Origin of the sequence: Staphylospora marina, assembly GCF_003856495.1 — a bacterium.
Lineage (GTDB): Bacteria > Bacillota > Bacilli > Thermoactinomycetales > Thermoactinomycetaceae > Staphylospora > Staphylospora marina.
The window spans coordinates 2,231,945-2,250,902 of record NZ_CP034118.1 but is presented as its reverse complement, the minus strand read 5'-3'; the positions used below and the strand labels follow the sequence as shown (position 1 = coordinate 2,250,902).

Sequence of the window (18,958 nt, the reverse complement as noted above, 5' to 3'; positions counted from 1 at the left end):
GATTCCCTGCGTCGGATCGATGCCGGTTCCCGTGTCCTGCACCACACTCGAAACGAAGAGGAGGAAGAGGGCTCCGTTCATTGCCTGTTGCGGGGAGGAACCGGATCAGGGCAGAAACGTTCAGCGGATGAAAAGGAAGGATGCGGCAAACACTGATTTCAGGGTTGCGGCCAGACTCATAAACGAATATTATATAGTTGTGAATGATTAATATTCGGTTTTTTAAGCGAGGGAATCTTGTATGTTCAAAATACGTGAACAAGGCTCTTCCGTTCGGACGGAGATTCTGGCCGGTTTGACCACGTTTTTCACCATGTCGTACATCATGGTGGTCAACCCGCTGATTCTGAAGGATGCCGGGGTGCCGTTTGAGCTGAGTTTCATGGCCACGGTCATCGCCACCATCGTGGGATGCCTGATCATGGGTCTGTATGCCAATTATCCGATCGCCATCGCTCCCGCCATGGGATTGAATGCATATTTCGCGTATTCCGTGGTGGCTGCGCACAAAGGGCTGGGCTATGAAAACGCGTTTTCCGCCGTCTTCGTGGCCGGTCTTCTGTTCGTGATTTTGTCTCTGACGCCGCTTCGCACCAAACTGATCGAAGTGATCCCGGGCAGCCTGAAAAACGCAATCACGACCGGGATCGGGCTGTTCATCGCGTTCATCGGCCTCCGGCTCTCCGGGCTGGTGACGGATCATCCGTCGAACCTGGTGACGCTGGGCGATCTTCATTCGCCGCAATCGATTCTGACGCTCATCGGTCTGGCCGTGACGCTGATCTGTCTGGCCCTTCGGATTCACGGTGCGCTGTTCATCGGGATGATCGTGACGGGGATGGTCGCGTTTTTCATGGGTCAGCTCAAGTTTGATCAGGGAATTGTCGCCGTTCCCAAACTGCCGGATTCGCTGGTGGTGTTCAACCCGATCGATGCCTTCTCCGATGTGGTGCAATTCGGCTTGTACGCCGTTGTCTTTTCGTTCCTGCTCGTGACGCTGTTCGACACCACCGGCACCGTGCTGGGAGTGGCGAAACAAGCCGGTCTGATGAAAGACGACAAACTCCCGCGCGCACCGCGCACGCTGATCGCCGACTCGGTGGCCACCTTGACCGGTTCCATGTTCGGGACCAGCCCGACCTCCGCGTACATCGAATCGGCTTCCGGCGTGGCGACGGGGGGCCGGACCGGATTGACCGCCGTCACCGTGGCCGTGTTGTTTGCCGTCGCTTCCTTCTTCATGCCGTTGGTCGGCGCCGTTTCGGGCATCGCCGCCATCACCGCGCCCGCGCTGATCGTGGTGGGTTCGCTCATGGTGGGACATGTCACCGGCATCCGTTGGGATGAGATCGACGAAGCGTTTCCGGCGTTTCTCGTCATCCTGAGCATGCCGCTGACGTCCAGCATCGCCACCGGCATTGCACTCGGTTTCGTCGCCTGGCCGCTGATGAAGGTGTTCCGTGGCCGGTGGAAAGAGGTTCATCCGCTGGTGTTCATCTTCGGCATTTTGTTCCTGTTCCAGCTGATTTTCCTGCCGCACTGACGGAAGGCGGCGCAAGTCTTTTCCGCATGAGGATGATTTCTCCCTTGGTCCGGGATTTCCCCGGACTTTCTTTTTTTCACAGGATATAAACAACCTTCAAACGAACCACAATAGGGATGAACCTCTCATCAGACCGGAAATTGGAGCAAACATGCACCGAAAGGGATGAACTCATGAAACGGGCACGGCTCATTTACAATCCCGTCGCCGGCAGGGGATTGGTGGTGCGGATGCTGCCGAAACTCCTGGATTGTCTGGAACGCGCCGGCTTCGAGACTTCCGCCTTCGCCACCTCGGGGCATTGGAGCGCGGCGAATGAAGCGAGGAGAGCGGCGGAGGCGGGGTTTGACACCGTGATCGCCGCCGGGGGAGACGGAACCATCCATGAAGTGGTGAACGGACTGGCCGGTTTTGAATCTCCGCCCCGACTGGGAATCCTGCCGGCGGGAACCACCAACGACCTGGCGCGTGCCCTGGGCATTCCCCGGGATCTCGTCCGGGCCTGCCAGGCGGTGGTGAACGGGCGAACGGTGAAAATGGACGTGGGACGCAGCCAGGATCGCTATTTCATCAATGTGGCGGCGGTGGGACGGATGGCGGAGGTCAGCTATGAGGCCCCCATCCGTTGGAAAGCCCGGTTCGGTCCGCTGGCCTATTACGCCAAAGCGTTGGAAAAAGTGGGTCAGCTCAGCAGGCCGTTTCCGGTCCGCATCGAGACCGGGGACCGGACATGGGAAGAGGAGATTCTGTTGATGGTGGCGGCCAACAGCGGTTCGGTCGGGGGATTTCGCCGGCTCGCCCCCGAAGCGAGAGTGGATGACGGACTGATGGATGTGCTGGTGGTCCCGGCCGCCCGATTCGGGGACCTGGTTCAACTGGTTTCGCTGGCCGTCCAGGGAAAACATCTGGACGATCCGCGACTGATTTACTTCCGCACGGACCGTCTCAAGGTGGACACGCCGGAGCCTTTGGCGTTAAATTTAGATGGAGAGTGGGGCGGGGAGAGAGCGGGTCAGCTCGAGATGATTCCCCGCCGGCTGGAAATTTATCGCATGTGACGTCCATTCGCCTGGATGGACGTTTTTGCGCTTCAAGGAGTCGAACGTGACATGAAATCGCAACCTCCCGTGAAAGAAGGACAAGTCATTTCTCTCTCCGTCACCGGTCTTTCGCATGACGGGAACGGAGTGGGGAAATACGAGGATTTTGCCGTGTTCGTTCCGTTTGCCGTGCCAGGGGAGTTCGTGCGTGTCCGCATCACGCAGGTGAAGAAAACCTGGGCCCGGGGGAAACTGTTGGAGGTGCTGGAACCCCATCCGGACCGGACCGAACCGAAATGCGCCGTTTTTGAGGCATGCGGCGGCTGTCAGTCCCAGCACCTGACCTACGAAGCGCAGCTCCGGCACAAGTGGAAACAGGTCAAGGATTGTTTCGGGCGGATCGCGGGTATGGATGATGTGGTGATCCATCCCGTGATCGGCATGGAGGATCCGTGGCGGTACCGCAACAAATCCCAGGTACCCTTCGGCGTCAGCGGAGGGCGGGTGGTCGCCGGATTTTACCGCCCGGGCACTCATGAGATCGTTGACATGGAGTCCTGCCTGATCCAGCATGCGACCAATGACCGGGTGGTCCGGGCGGTCAAGGAATTGGTCCGTGAATTGCGCATTCCCGTATACAACGAACAGACGCACAGGGGGGTGCTCCGGCATGTCATGGCCCGTTCCGCCACCACGGGACAGCTGATGGTGGTGCTGGTCACCAACGGTCCGGAATTGCCGAAGAAACGCCGGCTGGTGGACGGGCTCGTGAAACGGCTGCCCGACCTGACGTCGCTCGTGCAAAACATCAATGAAAGACGGACCAACGTGATTCTGGGACCGGAAAACCGCGTCTTGTGGGGAGAAGACTGCATCATCGACCGGATCGGCCACGTCGAGTTCACCATTTCCCCCCATTCCTTCTTCCAAGTGAACCCGATGCAGACACGGGTCCTCTACGACCAGGTGGTCAAACTGGCGGCGTTGACCGGAGAAGAGACCGTGATCGACGCTTACTGCGGCACGGGCACCATCGCCCTGTATCTGGCGAATCGGGCCAAGCGCGTCCTGGGGGTGGAAATCGTCCCCGAAGCGATCCGGGACGCCCGGCGCAACGCGGAGCGAAACGGGATCCGGCACGTGCGGTTTGAGACGGGAGCCGCCGAAGATGTCATGCCCCGCTGGCTGGAGGAAGGCATCCGCCCCGATGTCATTGTCGTGGACCCGCCGCGCAAGGGATGCGATCCGAAATTGCTTGAGACCGCGGTGAACATGCGGCCGAAGCGCATCATCTATGTTTCATGCAATCCGGCCACACTGGCGAGAGATGCCAAGCGGCTGCTGGAACTCGGCTACCCGACCGTGGAAGTGCAGCCGGTCGACATGTTCCCGCAGACGGGGCATGTGGAGTGCGTCGCATGGATGAGAAGGCCGGATTGACGTCAGGGTTGAACATTCAGCAAGACAAACAAAGGGTTTCCGGACATTAAGCGATCGGCAGTTGGAAGTGACAATGTCAGGAAACCCTGATTTTTCTTGGAGAGAACCGGATCCGTTCAGCACTCGGCAGCAAAGCTTTGCAAATTGAGCATATGGGCTCTACCTCTGTACCGGGTCTTACGCCAAACCAATCATGGGATATATACTGTTCGCTGAGAAGAATTCTGTCGATTGAGCCATCGCTTGTCCTGACCTTGGATACGGGAGAAAGGTGTCATGAACCGAATTTCGATGAAAAGGACTCGCGATTGAAAAATGGATCACAAAGAAATACCACATGAAGCCATTCAAGCATTGAAAATGATGGAGGAGTTGCTTGATGGGATATTGGTGGCTGTGTATTTAACCGGTTCTGCTGTCATGGAAGGTTTGCGCAAGGACAGCGATGTGGATATTTTGGTGGTCACGAATCACGATTTATCGGAAAGAACTCGAAAAGAACTACACTGATCAGCTGATGATGATCTCTGGAAAAATGGGAAACAAAAAAGGAATGAGACCACTTGAAGTGACGGTCATCAATCAAAATGATGTCGTTCCTTGGCGATATCCTCCCAAATATGAGTTTTTGTATGGTGAGTGGCTGAGAGATCAGTTTGAAAAGGGTGTTATTCCCGGCCCAACTTATGATCCTGATTTGACGATTCTGTTGACTGGTGTTAAGCAACTGATGGCCAAAGGAGTGACTTGTTCGTTTATAGTTATTTCTTGCCAGTCTGCATAAATCCGGATGTTTTTTCTTGGCGACGTCATATGCATGACATTTGGCGAAGCGTGGCGATCTACAGACGGAAAAGCCTGTAAACGAAGGGGTTTCGGACATGGAGAGTCTTTGGGGACCATGTCGGAAACCCTTTTTTGATGATCAGGCGTCATGGTCGATGTCTGAAAGAAATGGGTGGATTGACAATGACAACCCCCGTCATGGTATGATTGAACCAGATGGTCTAGACCAACCGGTACAACCGGGGCGAAGCAGGTGTTTTCCGTGAGAAAGAAGTTCGATTACCGTGCAATTCTGGGAGAAGGCAATCCGTTGCCGCGTTATCCGCGGCTTCTGGAGGCCGCGATTGATGAGTTTTCCGTGAAAAAGTATGAGGATGCATCGCTGAATGACATCCTGAAGCACTCCGGGATGAGCAAAGGGAGCCTGTATCATCACTTTGGAGACAAGTTCGGGCTGTATTTGGCCATGATGGACATCATCATCAAAAAGAAGGTTTCCTACTTTTATCCATCGATGCGCCAAAAAGCGGACGGAAACAGCGATTTCTTCGATTCGCTCAAAGAGATCATGAAGGGAACCATGGATTTCATGTTGGCAGATGAACGTCTCCACCACCTGTTCAACAGAGTGCTGGAGGAAAGCGATGAATTTCGAAACCGGTTGTATGCGTTTTTTCCGATCGATTCCAGCCGGTATTTCCATGAATATATTCGTCAGGCGATGCAATCGGGGCAGATCGACAACCGTTATTCTCCCGAATTTGTTACCGGGGTGATTGAGATCCTGTTTTCCAATCTGCACAAATTGATTTCTGCCAAAGAACCGGATGAGTTTCTCAACACCGCCAACCAAGTGGTGGACATGATCCGGGACGGAATTTCGGCAAACAGACCCCCGGACTCCGAATGAATCATCAGGATCACTTTCGCAAAGCAAACGGGAAAGGGGAGCCGTCATGGGAATCGCTTTTCATGTGAAAGACTTGTGCTTCAAATATCCGTCTTCCGCGAAGGATACCCTCAAAGGAATCACTTTCGATGTTCATGAGGGAGAAATTTTCGGGCTGTTGGGCCCTTCGGGAGCGGGGAAATCCACCCTCCAGAAAATCCTGGTGAAACTTCTGGAGAATTACTCGGGAACCATCGAGTATTTCGGCAAAAATCTCAAGTCCCTGGACCACTCATTTTATGAGGAAATCGGTGTCGGATTCGAAATGCCCGTCCATTTCTCCAAATTGACCGCGTTGGAGAACATGAAATTTTTTTCTCAATTTTACGCAAAGACCGCGGACATCCGGGATTTGATGGAGAAAGTCGGCCTCTGGGAATACCGGGATGTCAAAGTGGGCGAATTTTCCAAGGGGATGAAGGTACGACTGAACTTTGTGCGCGCCATGCTCAATCATCCCCGGGTCCTGTTTCTGGACGAGGTGACCAACGGGCTGGATCCGAAAAACGCCAAAATCATCAAAGACTTGATCGTGGAATACCGGGAGAGTGGCGGTACGGTGTTCCTGACCACCCATCTGATGAATGATGTGGAGCAGCTGTGTGACCGGGTGGCATTTTGCGTAAACGGCAGGCTGATGGAGATCTCAACACCCCGGGATTTGAAACTGAAATACGGCAAAAGAGAAGTGAAAGTGGAATACCGGGAGAACGGATCCGTTGCCGGTGCCCGGTTTCCCCTCGACGGCATCGGGTTCAACGAAGAATTTCATCAGCTATTGAAAACAAAGGAGATCGAGACCATTCACAGCGGGGAGACGTCGATGGAGGAAATTTTCATTCACGTGACGGGAGTTGAGCCGAAATGAGCAAATTCACCAAGCTCGTCTCAGGTGAATTGAAGAGGATGGTGACGTACAAGATCCTTCCCGTCAGTCTGGCAACCGCGGTGGTATGGATGGTGTTGCTCGTGTACCTCACCGAAAACGAAGCGCGTGAAATCGCTCCGCTTCTCATCTTCGTGGATGTCGCCGCCATGTCGATCCTGCTGCTCGGGGCATTTCATCATCTCGAAAAGCAGGAAGGAACCATTCGGACCATGATGGTCCTGCCGGTCTCTCCCGGACACATTCTGGCAGCCAAAACCATTGCGGCCATGGTGCTCGCCGTCGAATCGGCCGTTGTCACGTCCGCTGCATTGTTCTTCATTCACGGAATCCGGTTCAACTGGTGGGTGTTGCTGTTGTTCGTGGTCATTGCGGGTGCGGCCCATGCGGCCATCGGGTTCGTGCTTTGCCTTGAAAGCAAAGACTTTCCCTCCATGCTCGGACTGCTGGTCGCTTACATGTTCCTGTTCACCGTTCCGAGCATCTTGTTCAGCTTCGGTGTCATCGATGCAAAGTACGAATGGCTGCTCATGATTTCGCCGTCCCATGCCGCAAGCCATCTGATCACTTCCGTGGTGAGCGGTGATTACGATCCGCCGTTGATGATCGCGGCGTGTCTGTATCTGGTGATTCTGTCCGCCGTGCTTTTCAAATTTGCCGTGTATCCCAAGTTCAAAGGGCATGCGGTAAAGGGGTAATTTCCATGCGTAAATATGTGTCGCTATTCACCTATGAGGCAAAAACGATTTTTCGGGATCCCGTCAATCTCTATATGTGTTTGTTTCCGGTAATCGTGTTGATCCTGTCCTCATTCGTGTTTCCGAAGATCATCGAATCGATGGATTCGGTGCAGGAATCCACGCTTCAGGTGACCATGCTGTTGATGCTCGTTGTCATTTTGGCTTTCGGGTCATTTTTCCTGGCCGCCATGGCCGCCTTTCTGCTCGTGGAGCACAAGGATGAACATACATTGAATACGATTGCGGTGACTCCCGTCGGGGCTTCCGGATATCTGGCATTCAAAATGACATATATCTACTTGATGTCAGTGCTCGGGATCATCGTCATCCTCTCCGGGACGAAGTGGATCGCCGGTGACAAATACACGGTTTGGGGAGCATCGCTTTTTGAACGGACGGACATGTCTCATATCGTTTTCTTTGCCGTGATTCACGGGATTTTCACTCCCGCGCTGGGCCTTTTGCAGGCCGCGTTTGCCGCGAACAAAGTGGAGGGATTTGCTTTCATCAAGGGATCCGGTCTCCTGGCATTGGTTCCTGCCCTGATGATTCTTGAGACTTTTCAAGGGGGGCTGCAATATGTGCTGGGGATCTTTCCGAATTTTTGGGCGATCAAGGGGATGCTTCTCCAATTTCTGCCGGTGGAAAACGAAGCCAATCTGAGCTTTGCAAAATACCTGCTGATCGGCGGGGTGTACAACGTGATCCTGTTGATTGCCGCGTACGGGATTTTTCTGAAGAAAGCGCGGTACTAGTGCATACGTGATACGTGAGGCGGAAATCTCGCATGAAACCGTCAAAGATTTGTGAATATCTGACGACGGACGCGCGGTCGGGTTTCAATCCGGCCGTTTTTCTGGTATATTAACCGAGTGAAATATTTCGGTCCGCGCCGGTGACGCCGCGCGGAGCCAGGGGTTGTTTCTCCGCCCCCGACCGGGGGCGGATGCTTGTTCGGGAGCCTTCTCAGTCCTGGATCATATGTGGAAAATCGGAGGCTTGTCATGGAGAACTGGATCACGGAGTTTATGGAAGAGTTCGGGTATTTGGGCATTTTTCTGATGATCGCGCTTGAAAACCTGTTTCCCCCCATTCCTTCGGAAATCGTGCTCTCGTTCGGCGGGTTCATGACCACCAAGTCCGATTTGACCGTCACGGGCGTGGTGATCGCTTCGACGCTCGGTTCGGTCGTCGGTGCCATCATGCTGTACCTGATCGGCATGATTCTGGACGTGAACCGGTTGGAGAAGATCGTGGAACGGTGGGGGCATGTGCTGAGAACGGAAAAAGAAGACATTCACAAGGCAAATGCCTGGTTTCACCGGTACGGCATCTGGACGGTGTTCTTCTGCCGGATGGTCCCGATTCTCCGCAGCATGATCTCCATTCCCGCCGGAATGGCCCGCATGAATTTCGCCTTGTTCCTCGTGTTCACCACCGTCGGCTCCCTGATCTGGAACGTGGTTCTGGTCAATCTGGGTGCGGCATTGGGCGAGAATTGGGACAGCGTGCTGGAATACATGAGCGTGTACCAGGATATCGTGATTGTCGTGGTCGGTGCATTGGTCGTGATCGGAGCCTTTTGGTACATGCGACGTCTTCGCTCCCGCCGGGCTTGACCCGCGCCGGGCACCGACTTCTCACCCCCGGAGATTTCCGGGGGTTTTGGTTTTCTCATGCGTGCGTTTTTGCAGTATAATGGTCAGAGTGAACATCCTTCATGATTCAGACCATTCATTTCTCCAGTCGAGAGGTGTTGACCCGATGAGCGTACGGACCGAACAATCTGCCATCGACGTGATGAAAGCACGCGGCAGCGTGAAAAAATACGAACCCGGCGTGGAGATTCCCGAAGAAGAGCTGCGTGAGATCCTGGAGCTGGCCGGGCGCGCTCCTTCCTCGTGGAACCTGCAACACTGGAAGTATCTCGTGATCACCTCCCGGGAAATGAAAGAGAAAGTCCTGCCCATCGCCTACAATCAGCAGCAGGTGGTGGATTCGTCGGCCACGGTGGTCATCCTGGGGGACCTGGAAGCGGACAAGAATTTCGAAACCGTGTACAAACCCGCCGTGGACAACGGCACCTTGCCGCAAAACGTGTATGATGCCCTGCACGGACAGGTGGAAGCCGCTTACCAAAATCCGCAATTGGCCCGGGATGAAGCGATTCTGAACGCTTCTCTCTCCGCCATGCAGCTGATGCTCGCGGCCAAGGCCAAAGGCTGGGATACCTGCCCGATGGGCGGATTCGACAAAAAGAAACTGACGGAAGTCCTGAACATTCCGCCGCGTTACATTCCCGTGATGCTGATCGTCATCGGCAAGCCGGCGGCTCCGGCTCGCCCGTCCTCCCGCATTCCGGTCGACAAACTGATCATCCGCGAAAGCTTCTGAGCGATCCGGCAGTTGTGCAGGTGGCGGCCGCCCGAAAAATGGGCGGCCGATTTTTTGTGCAAATGACTTTTGGACAAGCGAAAGAAGGGTAACCAGTAAGTGGGAGGTTCATCGCGGGAAGGAAGAATTCCCCTGCATGCGGAAGGAGGAGCGGAAATGGGCATTGTGTCGGAAGGAAGAAGTCCCTTGACGGCAAATAACAATGTCGGAAACTGTTTGGTGCGATGTCACGGGATCTCCCTTTTTCCTCACCGAAGGTTTTGGTATAGTGATTGACGGGAAACGCTGAAAACAGGAATCATTGTCTCGATCCGTCTGGTTTGCCATCATGAGACGCGCGAGGTGACATCTCCATGCTGATCTGTCTGGATCCGGGACACGGCGGGTCCGACACCGGTGCGGTCGGGCAATATTTGACCGAAAAGGACGTTTGCCTGGATCTGGCGTTTCGTTTGAGACGCAAGTTGTTGAATTACGAGGGGATCCGGGTGACCATGACCCGCTCCCGCGACGCGGACGTGACCCCGGAAGAGCGCGGTCGTCACGCCAACGACCGCAATGCGGACCTGTTCATCAGTCTGCATACCCATTTTTCCGATCGTCCCGGACGATCCGGCTTTGCCACGTATGTGAGCGTGATCGCCGGATCCGAGACAAGGCGAATCCAGTGTTGGCTTCACAACAGGGTGGCTTCTTTCCTGAGGAAATACGGTGTGTGTGATCTCGGGAAAAAGAATGACACAGAAACCGAGTGCGGGCAATTGCCCGAACTGAGACGGGCCCGAATGCCGGCCATCGCCCTGGCGTCTCTGTGGTTGACCCGGGAACGGGAACAGGGAATTTTGTCTGATGAGGCGTTTTTGGAGCAATATGCGGAATGCATTGCCGACGGCATCGCCCATATCTACCAATGCCGGAAAAGGGAAGAGGCGAGTGTGTGACATGCGTGCTTGCAAACGAAAGACTGCTGCCCGAAAAAGAACGGACAGCAGTCTTTTTTTCATCACTCTTCCCAGACTTTCACTTCTTTCATGACACATCCCGGCTTCATGTTCAGGACGTGTTCCAAGCCTTCGGTCACCTGGCCGAACACCGTGTGGACACCGTCCAGATGGGGTTGGGGTTCATGCACGATGAAAAATTGGCAAGAGCCGGTGTTCGGGCCGCGATGCGCCATCGAAACCGCACCCGGCACGTGTTTGTGCGGATTTCCTTCGGTTTCGCACGGAATGGTGTATCCGGCATCTCCCGTGCCCAGCCCGTGCGGACAGCCGCCTTGGCTGACGAATCCGGGAATGACGCGGTGGAAGATCAAGCCGTTGTAGAATCCCTGGGTTGCCAGCTTGCGGAAATTTTCCACCGTCACGGGAGCCGCTTCGGGGAAAAAGTCGATCAGGATCTTGCCGCCGTTTTCCAGTTCGATGCTTCCTTTGATGGCCATGTGCGTCTCTCCTCTCCAAGGACATGCTCTTCCCATCATATCAGACGGGAACTTCGCGGTTCAAACGGAAGTTGTCCGCCTGATTCGGGCCGCCCCGGACATGCGAAAAGACGGGGGATCCGTTATAATAGGGGGCGAATCGTCGCTGTTGGGCGGATGCGCGATGATTGTTTTTTGCTTCACCGTGGAAAAGAATGATCATTGAAGGAATCCTCACGGGGATTACAATAAGATGTGGAATCATCTTGGCAAATGGGACAGGATCTGAAATGTTTTCTGTCGAAAATGTGCAGCGTTAAAGGATGAAAGGGTTTTTCCTTCCACGAGGAGGATGGACGGATGCAATTGGACAAACTCAACCGGCGGGAAGTGGAGCAACTCTTTTCCGCCATCCTGAAGCTCAATACGATCGAGGAATGTTACCGTTTTTTTGACGACCTGTGCACCGTCGGGGAAATCAAATCGATGGCACAGCGCCTCGAAGTGGCCCGCATGCTGATGGACGGTTCGACCTACAACCAGATCGAATCGGAAACCGGCGCCAGCACGGCCACCATTTCACGCGTCAAGCGTTGCCTGCATTACGGAACGGACGGCTACAAACTGGTCCTGGAGAGGCTCGGCCATGACAACGGCGACTCCGCATCGTAATGCCGTCCGTGTCCGGCGAACAGGCATTCACACTCCGCAACCCTGATGCGGAGTTTTCTTTTGTGGCGAACGTGTTTTCGGTGATATAATGGGATTGCAGTTTTTCCAAGGTTCGGAGGGACGACAAACCGATGCTCAGAGAGCTGGCGGCCGGTTGGCGGCATGTGTTCAAACTGGATCCCGCCCGTCCCCTGTCGGATGAAGCGCTTCGCATGATCATCCGGTCGGGAACGGATGCGATCATCGTGGGCGGGACGGACGGAGTCACCTTTGAAAACACCTGGCAACTGCTTTCGAGGATCCGCGCCGAACAACCGGTCACCGTGGTGCAGGAAGTGTCGGACGCGTCGGCGGTGGTTCCCGGTTTTGACGGGTGGCTGATCCCCTCCGTGCTGAACGCGGGCGACCCGGGATGGATCATCGGGGAACACCTGGATGCGATCGGCCGGTACGGAGATCTGATCCCGTGGAATCGCCTGCTCCTGTTGGCCTACGTGGTGCTCAATCCGGATTCCAAGGTGGGCCGTCTGACCCGGGCGCGGACGGACATTCCGCCGGAAGGGGCGTCTGCTTACGCGCGGCTGGTGGACCGGCTGTTCCGCTGGCCGGTGCTGTATGTGGAGTACAGCGGCCGTTACGGTGACCCCGAATGGGTGAGGGAAGCCCGAAGGTCGCTTTCGGATGCCAGGTTGTTTTACGGCGGGGGAATCACGGATGAACGGCGGGCGAGGGAGATGGCCGCGCTGGCGGACACCGTGGTGGTGGGCAACCTCGTGTATGCGCGGCCGGAGGAAGCGGTGCGAACCGTCGGATGGGTGAAAGAGACCCGTCGGAAGTAGCGGGGCAGGACCGGCAAATGGCGGAAACGGAGCGGGAAATCGCGTCCGCCGGGCTTCGGGAGTCCCGGTGCTGGAAAAAGGGGACGGATTACATGTTGACGGGAAAGGGTGACGGACATGCTGAATCAACCGGCAAAACCGGCGGAACAACTGATCGCCGGACTCAATCCGATGCAACGGCGGGCGGTTCTGCACACGGAAGGCCCGGTGCAAATCCTGGCGGGCGCCGGAAGCGGCAAGACACGGGTGTTGACGCACCGGGTGGCGTATCTGCTCGCGGAGAAGGGCATTCATCCCTGGAATATCCTGGCCATCACGTTCACGAACAAAGCGGCCCGTGAGATGAAGGAACGGATCATCCGTCTCGTCGGACCGCAAGCGGAGGAAATCTGGATTTCGACGTTCCACTCCATGTGCGTGCGCATCCTGCGGCGGGACATCGACCGGATGGGCCGGTCCCGCAATTTCACGATTTTGGACACCTCCGACCAGCTCACGGTGATCAAACAAATCCTGAAAGAGGAAAACCTGGACCCGAAAAAGTTCGAACCGAGAGCGATTCTGGGAAGGATCAGCGCGGCCAAGAACGTGCTGGCCGGTCCTTCGGCGATGAGGATGCGCGCCCGCAACCTGTTGGAGGAAGTGGCCGCGGACGTGTACGAGAAATATCAGCAAAAACTGCATGCCAACGAGTCGCTCGATTTCGATGACCTGCTGGTGGAAACGATTCGCCTGTTTGACGTCGCTCCGGAAGTGAAGGATTATTACCAGCGGAAATTCCAATACATCCACGTGGATGAGTACCAGGACACCAACCACGCCCAGTACGCGCTGATCCGCACGCTGGCGGAAAAGCACCGCAACATCTGCGTGGTGGGGGATTCGGACCAGTCGATTTACCGGTTCCGCGGCGCCGACATCTCCAACATTCTCAACTTCGAGAAGGACTGGCCCGATGCCGAAGTGATCAAACTGGAACAAAACTACCGTTCCACCAAGCGGATTCTTGAGGCTGCCAACCATCTCATTGCACACAACACGGAGCGGAAGCCGAAGAATCTTTGGACGGAAAACGAAGAAGGATCGCCGATCCGTTTGTTCGAGGCGGGCAGTGAGATCGAGGAAGCGCACTACGTGGCGGAGCACATTCTCGACGGCGTTCGCGAAGGACGGAGTTACAAGGATTTTGCCGTGCTTTACCGGACCAACGCCCAGTCGCGCGTGATCGAGGACGTGATGCTGAAGAGCGGCATTCCCTACACCGTCGTGGGGGGCATCAAGTTCTACGAGCGCAAGGAGATCAAGGACGTGCTGGCTTACCTGCGCCTGATCGTCAATCCGCACGACGATCTCAGCCTGGGGCGGGTGATCAACGTGCCCAAACGGGGAATCGGTGCGGCCACGATGGACAAGATCTCCCGGTATGCGCAGGAACACGGGCTTTCCCTGTTCGGAGCCCTTCTGGAGCTGGAAGAGATCGGTCTCGGCAAACGGGCGGAAACGGCCCTCGCCGGATTTGTTCGCCTGATCCGTGAACTGCACAACATGATCGAGTATCTGTCCGCGTCGGAACTGACGGAAGAAGTGCTGGCGAGAAGCGGTTACCGCGAGGAGCTGAAGAAAGAAAACACGATCGAGGCCGAGAGCCGGCTGGAGAACATCGATGAGCTGATTTCCGTGGCCCAGGAATTCGAAAAGCGGAGCGACGACAAGTCGCTGGTGGCGTTCCTCACCGACCTGGCCCTGATCGCCGACATCGACATGCTGGACGAGCCGGCCGGTACGGACAAACCCGGGGATGCCGTGGCTTTGATGACCCTGCACAGTGCCAAGGGGCTGGAATTTCCCGTGGTGTTCCTCATCGGCATGGAGGAAGGGATTTTCCCGCACAGCCGCACCCTGGACGACGAGTCGGAACTGGAGGAAGAGCGGCGGCTCGCATATGTGGGCATCACCCGGGCGGAACGGGAACTGCACCTGTCTTACGCACGCACGCGCACCATCTTCGGGCAGACCGGCATGAATCCGCCGTCCAGGTTCCTGCAGGAGTTGCCGCCCGGCGTGCTGGAGCGGACGGGAGCGGCGGAAAGACGGCAGGAAGCTCCGTTTGCCGGACGGACGGCCCGTACGGCGGTCCGGACGGAAAACACCGAATTCGGTTGGAAAGCGGGCGACCGGGTCCGACACGGAAAGTGGGGCATCGGAACGGTGGTGCAGACGCAAGGCGAAGGAGAGAACATGGAGTTGGTCATCGCGTTTCCCAGCCCGACCGGCGTCAAGAAGTTGCTGGCCAAGTATGCCCCGATCCAAAAGGCGTGACAGGAGGGAAGCGGCTTGAATCTGGAAGAGGCCAAACGGCGCGCGGAAGAACTGCGCGAAATCATTGAGGAGCATGATTATCGCTATCATGTGCTGGACGACCCCGTCGTCTCCGATGAACAATACGACGAATGGATGAGGGAACTCATCCGGCTGGAGGAACGGTTTCCGGAGCTGCGCACGCCGGACTCCCCGACACGGCGGGTGGGGGGAGAGCCGCTGCCCCATTTCCGGAAGGTGGAACATCCGGTCCCGATGCTCAGCCTCGGCAACGTCTTCAACGAGCAAGAGCTTCGCGAATTCGACGACCGGGTGCGAAAGGCTGCGGGAGGCCGTCCGGTCCGCTATGTCTGCGAGCTGAAAATCGACGGATTGGCCGTTTCCCTCCGCTACAAAGACGGCTTGCTGGACATCGGGGCCACGCGCGGCGACGGCACGGTCGGGGAAGACATCACGCAAAATCTGAAAACGATCCGCTCCGTGCCGCTGAGGCTCAAAGAACCCGTCACCCTGGAGGTGCGCGGGGAGGCGTACATGCCGAAGCGGGCGTTTGAACGGCTCAACGCCCTGCGGGAGAGCAAGGGTGAACCGCTGTTCGCCAATCCCCGCAACGCCGCCGCCGGCTCGCTGCGCCAGCTCGATCCGAAACTGGCGGCGGAACGCACGCTGGACGTGTTCGTTCACGGACTGGGCCACATGGAAGGTCACCGGCCCGCCACGCATACAAAAGCGCTGGATTGGCTCTCTTCGCTCGGTTTCAAGGTGAACCCGGAGCGGGAAACGGTGGACGGCATCGACGGCGTGATCGACTACGTGAACCGCTGGCGCGAAAAGCGTCCCGAACTCCCGTACGAGATCGACGGCGTCGTCGTCAAGCTGGACGATCTGGATTTGCGGGAGGAGATGGGGAACACCGCGAAAAGTCCCCGCTGGGCGGTCGCCTTCAAATTTCCGGCGGAAGAGGCGGTCACCGTGCTCCGGGACATCGAGCTGAGCGTGGGTCGCACCGGAGTGGTCACGCCCACCGCCATCCTGGATCCGGTCCGGCTGGCCGGCACCACGGTCAAACGGGCTTCCCTGCACAATGAAGACATCATCCGCGGCAAAGGAATCATGCTGGGGGATCACGTGATCATCCGAAAGGCGGGAGACATCATCCCGGAAGTCGTGGCCGTATTGACCGAGAAGCGCACCGGAGACGAGCGCCCGTTTTCGATGCCCGAAAAGTGCCCGGAATGCCACAGCCGGCTCGTTCGCCTGGAAGGGGAAGTGGCGCTCCGCTGCATCAATCCCGAATGTCCCGCACAAGCCCGCGAGGGAATCATTCACTTCGTGTCGCGGGGGGCCATGAACATCGAAGGACTCGGGGAAAAGGTGGTCACCCAGCTGTTTGAAAAAGGGCTGGTGCGCGGGGTGGCTGATCTGTACGATCTGAAAAAAGAAGACCTCGTCTCCCTGGAACGGATGGGGGAAAAATCCGCGTCCAATCTCCTGGCGGCCCTGGAAGCCAGCAAATCTCTTTCGCTGGAGCGGTTGCTGTTCGGGCTCGGCATTCGCTTCGTCGGGGCGAAGGCGGCCAAAGTGCTGGCCCGCCACTACCGGCACATGGATCAGCTGATGGAAGCCACGGAGGAGGAATTGACCTCGCTGGAAGAAATCGGGCCGAAAATCGCCGCTTCCGTGGCCGAATACATGGCAAGGCCGGAAGTGAAGGAAACCATCCGGCGGCTCAAACAGGCCGGCGTCAACATGGAATATTTGGGGGCGGGTGCCGAAACAACGACGGCCGGAACCAAAGATTCTCCGCTTGCCGGAAAAACCGTGGTGCTGACCGGCACCTTGTCGTCGATGTCCAGAAACGAGGCGGCCGCTCTGCTCGAATCGCTGGGGGCCAACGTCACCGGCAGCGTCAGCAAGAAAACCGATCTGTTGATCGCCGGGGAAAAAGCAGGCTCCAAGCTGGACAAGGCGAAAAAGTTGGGAATCACGATTTGGGACGAAGAGACGTTTTTGAAAAACCTCCCGGAAGGGGTCGCAACCTGAGCCCTTTCTTCAAAGCGAAAGCCTGCAGGCTGCAGGCCGCATCATCCACCCCTTGCCCGGTTGGGCAGGGGGTTTCTTTGTGAAAAAAGGATTTTGTGGTCGATATGTCCAAAAGTAGAAAAAATTGTATTTTTCGGCAGGCGATGAAGCTTTGACACGAAAGGCCGGATTGCACATGAAATGGAAATGGATACTGGCGGGATCCATGTTGCTGGTGGCATCGGCCGCCGGGCTGGCCTTCGCCGGGGAAAAAGCCGTGACGATCCTTGAAGAGAGCAAAACCCCCGGGGAAAAGACGACCGGTCTGACCATTCCCGGCTCCCTTTCGGCAAAAGACAAAGACACCGCACAGACGAAAACGGTGCTGAAGCCGTATGCCGAGAAGGTGAAGGCGTCGTTGTCCGCGCCCAAGGATAAACGGGTGGAGGTACACGGAACGTTGGAAATCGCCGGAACGGTGGGCGACCATCACAACCTTTCCCGGAAGTTGGTCTGGGTCCGGGTGCAGTTGTTGGGACGGACCGACAATCCGCTTCCCGACCGGATGGATTACTATCTCCCGCTGAATGACGGGACATTCGGATCGAAGATTCGCCTGTTTCAGGGAGCCGGCACGTACCGGGTGGAGGTCCGGCTGCCCGGGCAGGGAAACGATTCCTATTTTTATCCGATGACCACCTTCGAAGCGGTCAACACGGATTCTTCCCAAGGACGGGACATCGCGTACTCCGTCTCCGGAGTCAACGGAGGACTCAAACTGGAGGAGCCGACCACGGGTCTCGTTTCCGGTTGGAAAGAGCTTCGCATCAAGGGAACCGTCGCTTCGTCCTGGCGGGAACTCCTGGTCCGGGTGAAAAAAGACGGACAATCCTGGAAAAAAGTGATCCCCGTTCGCGCCGGACGGTTTGACGAACGGATTCCCCTGTTGTACGGCCGGGGAATACATGAAGTGCAGGTGATGGTTCCCGAGGAAAAACAGAAGGGGACGTTTGTGGAAGGAGCCACCCTCTACGCCGAAAATTTGTCGGAGCGCGTGCTTGAGCCGATTTCCTACACCCGGCTGTACGAGGAACGGGGCATCCGGCTCATCTCTCCGACGGCGGGCGGAGACGTGGCCGGCATGACGATGAACATCGCGGGAACGGTGGATCCGAAGGCCAAGTTTGCCTCCCAGACCACCCACCTGATCGTGCAGACCAAGAAGGGGAACGATCAGGCGACCTACTTCCTTCCGATCCGCAACCACCGCTTTGACGGAAACGTGTGGTTCCGCTTCGGACCCGGCACGTACGAAGTCACCCTGTACGTTCCGGAAATCACCAAGGAAAACCGCGATTACTTCCGCTTTTTCACCGTGGCCGGGTTCCGCATGGAGAGCACGGTCAAGGAAGACATGCGCCACTTGCTCCCGTCCAGGGGGATCGAGTCGGATCACCCGGAGATCCGACAGCTGGCCGCTTCCCTCACCCGGGGAGTGAAAGGGAACCGTTCCAAGGCCAAGGCGATTTATCGGTACGTGGCTCAAACGATGAGCTATGACATGGACAAATTCCGGAACAACACCTTTGCCTGGGACGACAGCGCCTTGAAATCCCTCCGGACCAAGTCCGGCGTCTGCCAGGATTACGCGTTTCTCACGCTGGCTCTGCTGAGGGCTTCCGGCATCCCGTCCCGGTTCGTGGAGGGGGAAGCGGGAGACCAGAGGCATGCCTGGGTGGAAGCCTATGCCGACGGCAGATGGATCATCATGGATCCCACCTGGGGTTCGGGGTACATCACTCCGGAGGGACGTTACGTAAAGAAATATGACGAACGCTGGTTTGACCCCGACCCCGAAGAGTTTGCGAAAACCCATCACCGAACCGGTGTCTCGTACTGAAGGAAGTC

At 56.7% G+C, this 18,958-nt stretch carries 17 protein-coding genes and 1 pseudogene; 17 read left to right on the top strand and 1 reads right to left on the bottom strand.

The features are described from left to right. Positions 1–241: 241 nt before the first annotated feature. The 12 genes and pseudogenes from EG886_RS11155 to EG886_RS11100 all read left to right on the top strand — a co-directional run bounded on the left by EG886_RS11155 (position 242) and on the right by EG886_RS11100 (position 10,719). The gene (locus EG886_RS11155) at positions 242–1,543 is read left to right on the top strand and encodes an NCS2 family permease (protein ID WP_124728203.1); all 1,302 of its coding nucleotides are present in this window, start codon (positions 242–244) and stop codon (positions 1,541–1,543) included. A 173-nt stretch (positions 1,544–1,716) separates the two neighbouring features. Continuing rightward, the gene (locus tag EG886_RS11150; protein WP_124728202.1) at positions 1,717–2,601 is read left to right on the top strand and encodes a YegS/Rv2252/BmrU family lipid kinase; all 885 of its coding nucleotides are present in this window, start codon (positions 1,717–1,719) and stop codon (positions 2,599–2,601) included. A 51-nt stretch (positions 2,602–2,652) separates the two neighbouring features. Then, positions 2,653–4,023: a 23S rRNA (uracil(1939)-C(5))-methyltransferase RlmD gene (gene rlmD / locus EG886_RS11145; RefSeq protein WP_124728201.1), complete on the top strand. Its 1,371-nt coding sequence runs from the start codon at positions 2,653–2,655 to the stop codon at positions 4,021–4,023. A gap of 152 nt (positions 4,024–4,175) precedes the next feature. Then, complete coding sequence (locus tag EG886_RS13990) at positions 4,176–4,364, top strand: hypothetical protein (RefSeq protein WP_241154448.1); 189 nt, start codon at positions 4,176–4,178, stop codon at positions 4,362–4,364. Further along, a pseudogene (locus EG886_RS11135) lies at positions 4,339–4,750 on the top strand (nucleotidyltransferase domain-containing protein); the annotation flags it as partial. The gene EG886_RS13990 and the pseudogene EG886_RS11135, both read left to right, overlap by 26 nt. 321 nt (positions 4,751–5,071) lie before the next feature. After that, entirely contained in the window at positions 5,072–5,719 is a 648-nt protein-coding gene (locus EG886_RS11130) for a TetR/AcrR family transcriptional regulator (protein WP_164491809.1), read from the top strand. 46 nt (positions 5,720–5,765) lie between these two features. After that, positions 5,766–6,626, top strand: a complete 861-nt coding sequence (locus EG886_RS11125) for an ABC transporter ATP-binding protein (RefSeq protein ID WP_124728199.1) — start codon at positions 5,766–5,768, stop codon at positions 6,624–6,626. After that, a complete protein-coding gene (locus EG886_RS11120; RefSeq protein ID WP_124728198.1) occupies positions 6,623–7,342 on the top strand; it encodes an ABC transporter permease in 720 nt (239 codons plus the stop codon). The genes EG886_RS11125 and EG886_RS11120 overlap by 4 nt, the downstream gene beginning before the upstream one ends. Positions 7,343–7,347: 5 nt before the next feature. Beyond that, a complete protein-coding gene (locus EG886_RS11115) occupies positions 7,348–8,139 on the top strand; it encodes a hypothetical protein (RefSeq protein ID WP_124728197.1) in 792 nt (263 codons plus the stop codon). Between the two features lie 249 nt (positions 8,140–8,388). Beyond that, positions 8,389–9,003, top strand: a complete 615-nt coding sequence (locus EG886_RS11110) for a DedA family protein (protein ID WP_124728196.1) — start codon at positions 8,389–8,391, stop codon at positions 9,001–9,003. Positions 9,004–9,148: 145 nt separating this feature from the next. Then, positions 9,149–9,778 carry a nitroreductase family protein gene (locus EG886_RS11105; RefSeq protein WP_124728195.1) on the top strand — a complete coding sequence of 210 codons (630 nt, stop codon included), beginning with the start codon at positions 9,149–9,151 and terminating at the stop codon, positions 9,776–9,778. 353 nt (positions 9,779–10,131) lie between these two features. Beyond that, positions 10,132–10,719, top strand: a complete 588-nt coding sequence (locus tag EG886_RS11100) for an N-acetylmuramoyl-L-alanine amidase family protein (RefSeq protein ID WP_124728194.1) — start codon at positions 10,132–10,134, stop codon at positions 10,717–10,719. A gap of 62 nt (positions 10,720–10,781) precedes the next feature. Here the strand turns inward: EG886_RS11100 and EG886_RS11095 are convergent, their stop codons facing one another. Further along, entirely contained in the window at positions 10,782–11,219 is a 438-nt protein-coding gene (locus EG886_RS11095) for a peptidylprolyl isomerase (RefSeq protein WP_124728193.1), read from the bottom strand. Between the two features lie 339 nt (positions 11,220–11,558). Between EG886_RS11095 and EG886_RS11090 the strand changes: the two genes are divergently transcribed. From EG886_RS11090 to EG886_RS11070, 5 genes are all read left to right on the top strand, one after another. Next, complete coding sequence (locus tag EG886_RS11090; protein WP_124728192.1) at positions 11,559–11,870, top strand: YerC/YecD family TrpR-related protein; 312 nt, start codon at positions 11,559–11,561, stop codon at positions 11,868–11,870. A gap of 131 nt (positions 11,871–12,001) precedes the next feature. Continuing rightward, a complete protein-coding gene (gene pcrB / locus EG886_RS11085; protein WP_124728191.1) occupies positions 12,002–12,709 on the top strand; it encodes a heptaprenylglyceryl phosphate synthase in 708 nt (235 codons plus the stop codon). A gap of 117 nt (positions 12,710–12,826) precedes the next feature. Continuing rightward, positions 12,827–15,028 carry a DNA helicase PcrA gene (pcrA, locus tag EG886_RS11080; protein WP_124728190.1) on the top strand — a complete coding sequence of 734 codons (2,202 nt, stop codon included), beginning with the start codon at positions 12,827–12,829 and terminating at the stop codon, positions 15,026–15,028. Positions 15,029–15,043: 15 nt separating this feature from the next. Next, the gene (gene ligA / locus EG886_RS11075; protein ID WP_124728189.1) at positions 15,044–17,071 is read left to right on the top strand and encodes an NAD-dependent DNA ligase LigA; all 2,028 of its coding nucleotides are present in this window, start codon (positions 15,044–15,046) and stop codon (positions 17,069–17,071) included. 175 nt (positions 17,072–17,246) lie between these two features. Next, the gene (locus EG886_RS11070; RefSeq protein ID WP_124728188.1) at positions 17,247–18,950 is read left to right on the top strand and encodes a transglutaminase domain-containing protein; all 1,704 of its coding nucleotides are present in this window, start codon (positions 17,247–17,249) and stop codon (positions 18,948–18,950) included. Positions 18,951–18,958 lie beyond the last annotated feature (8 nt).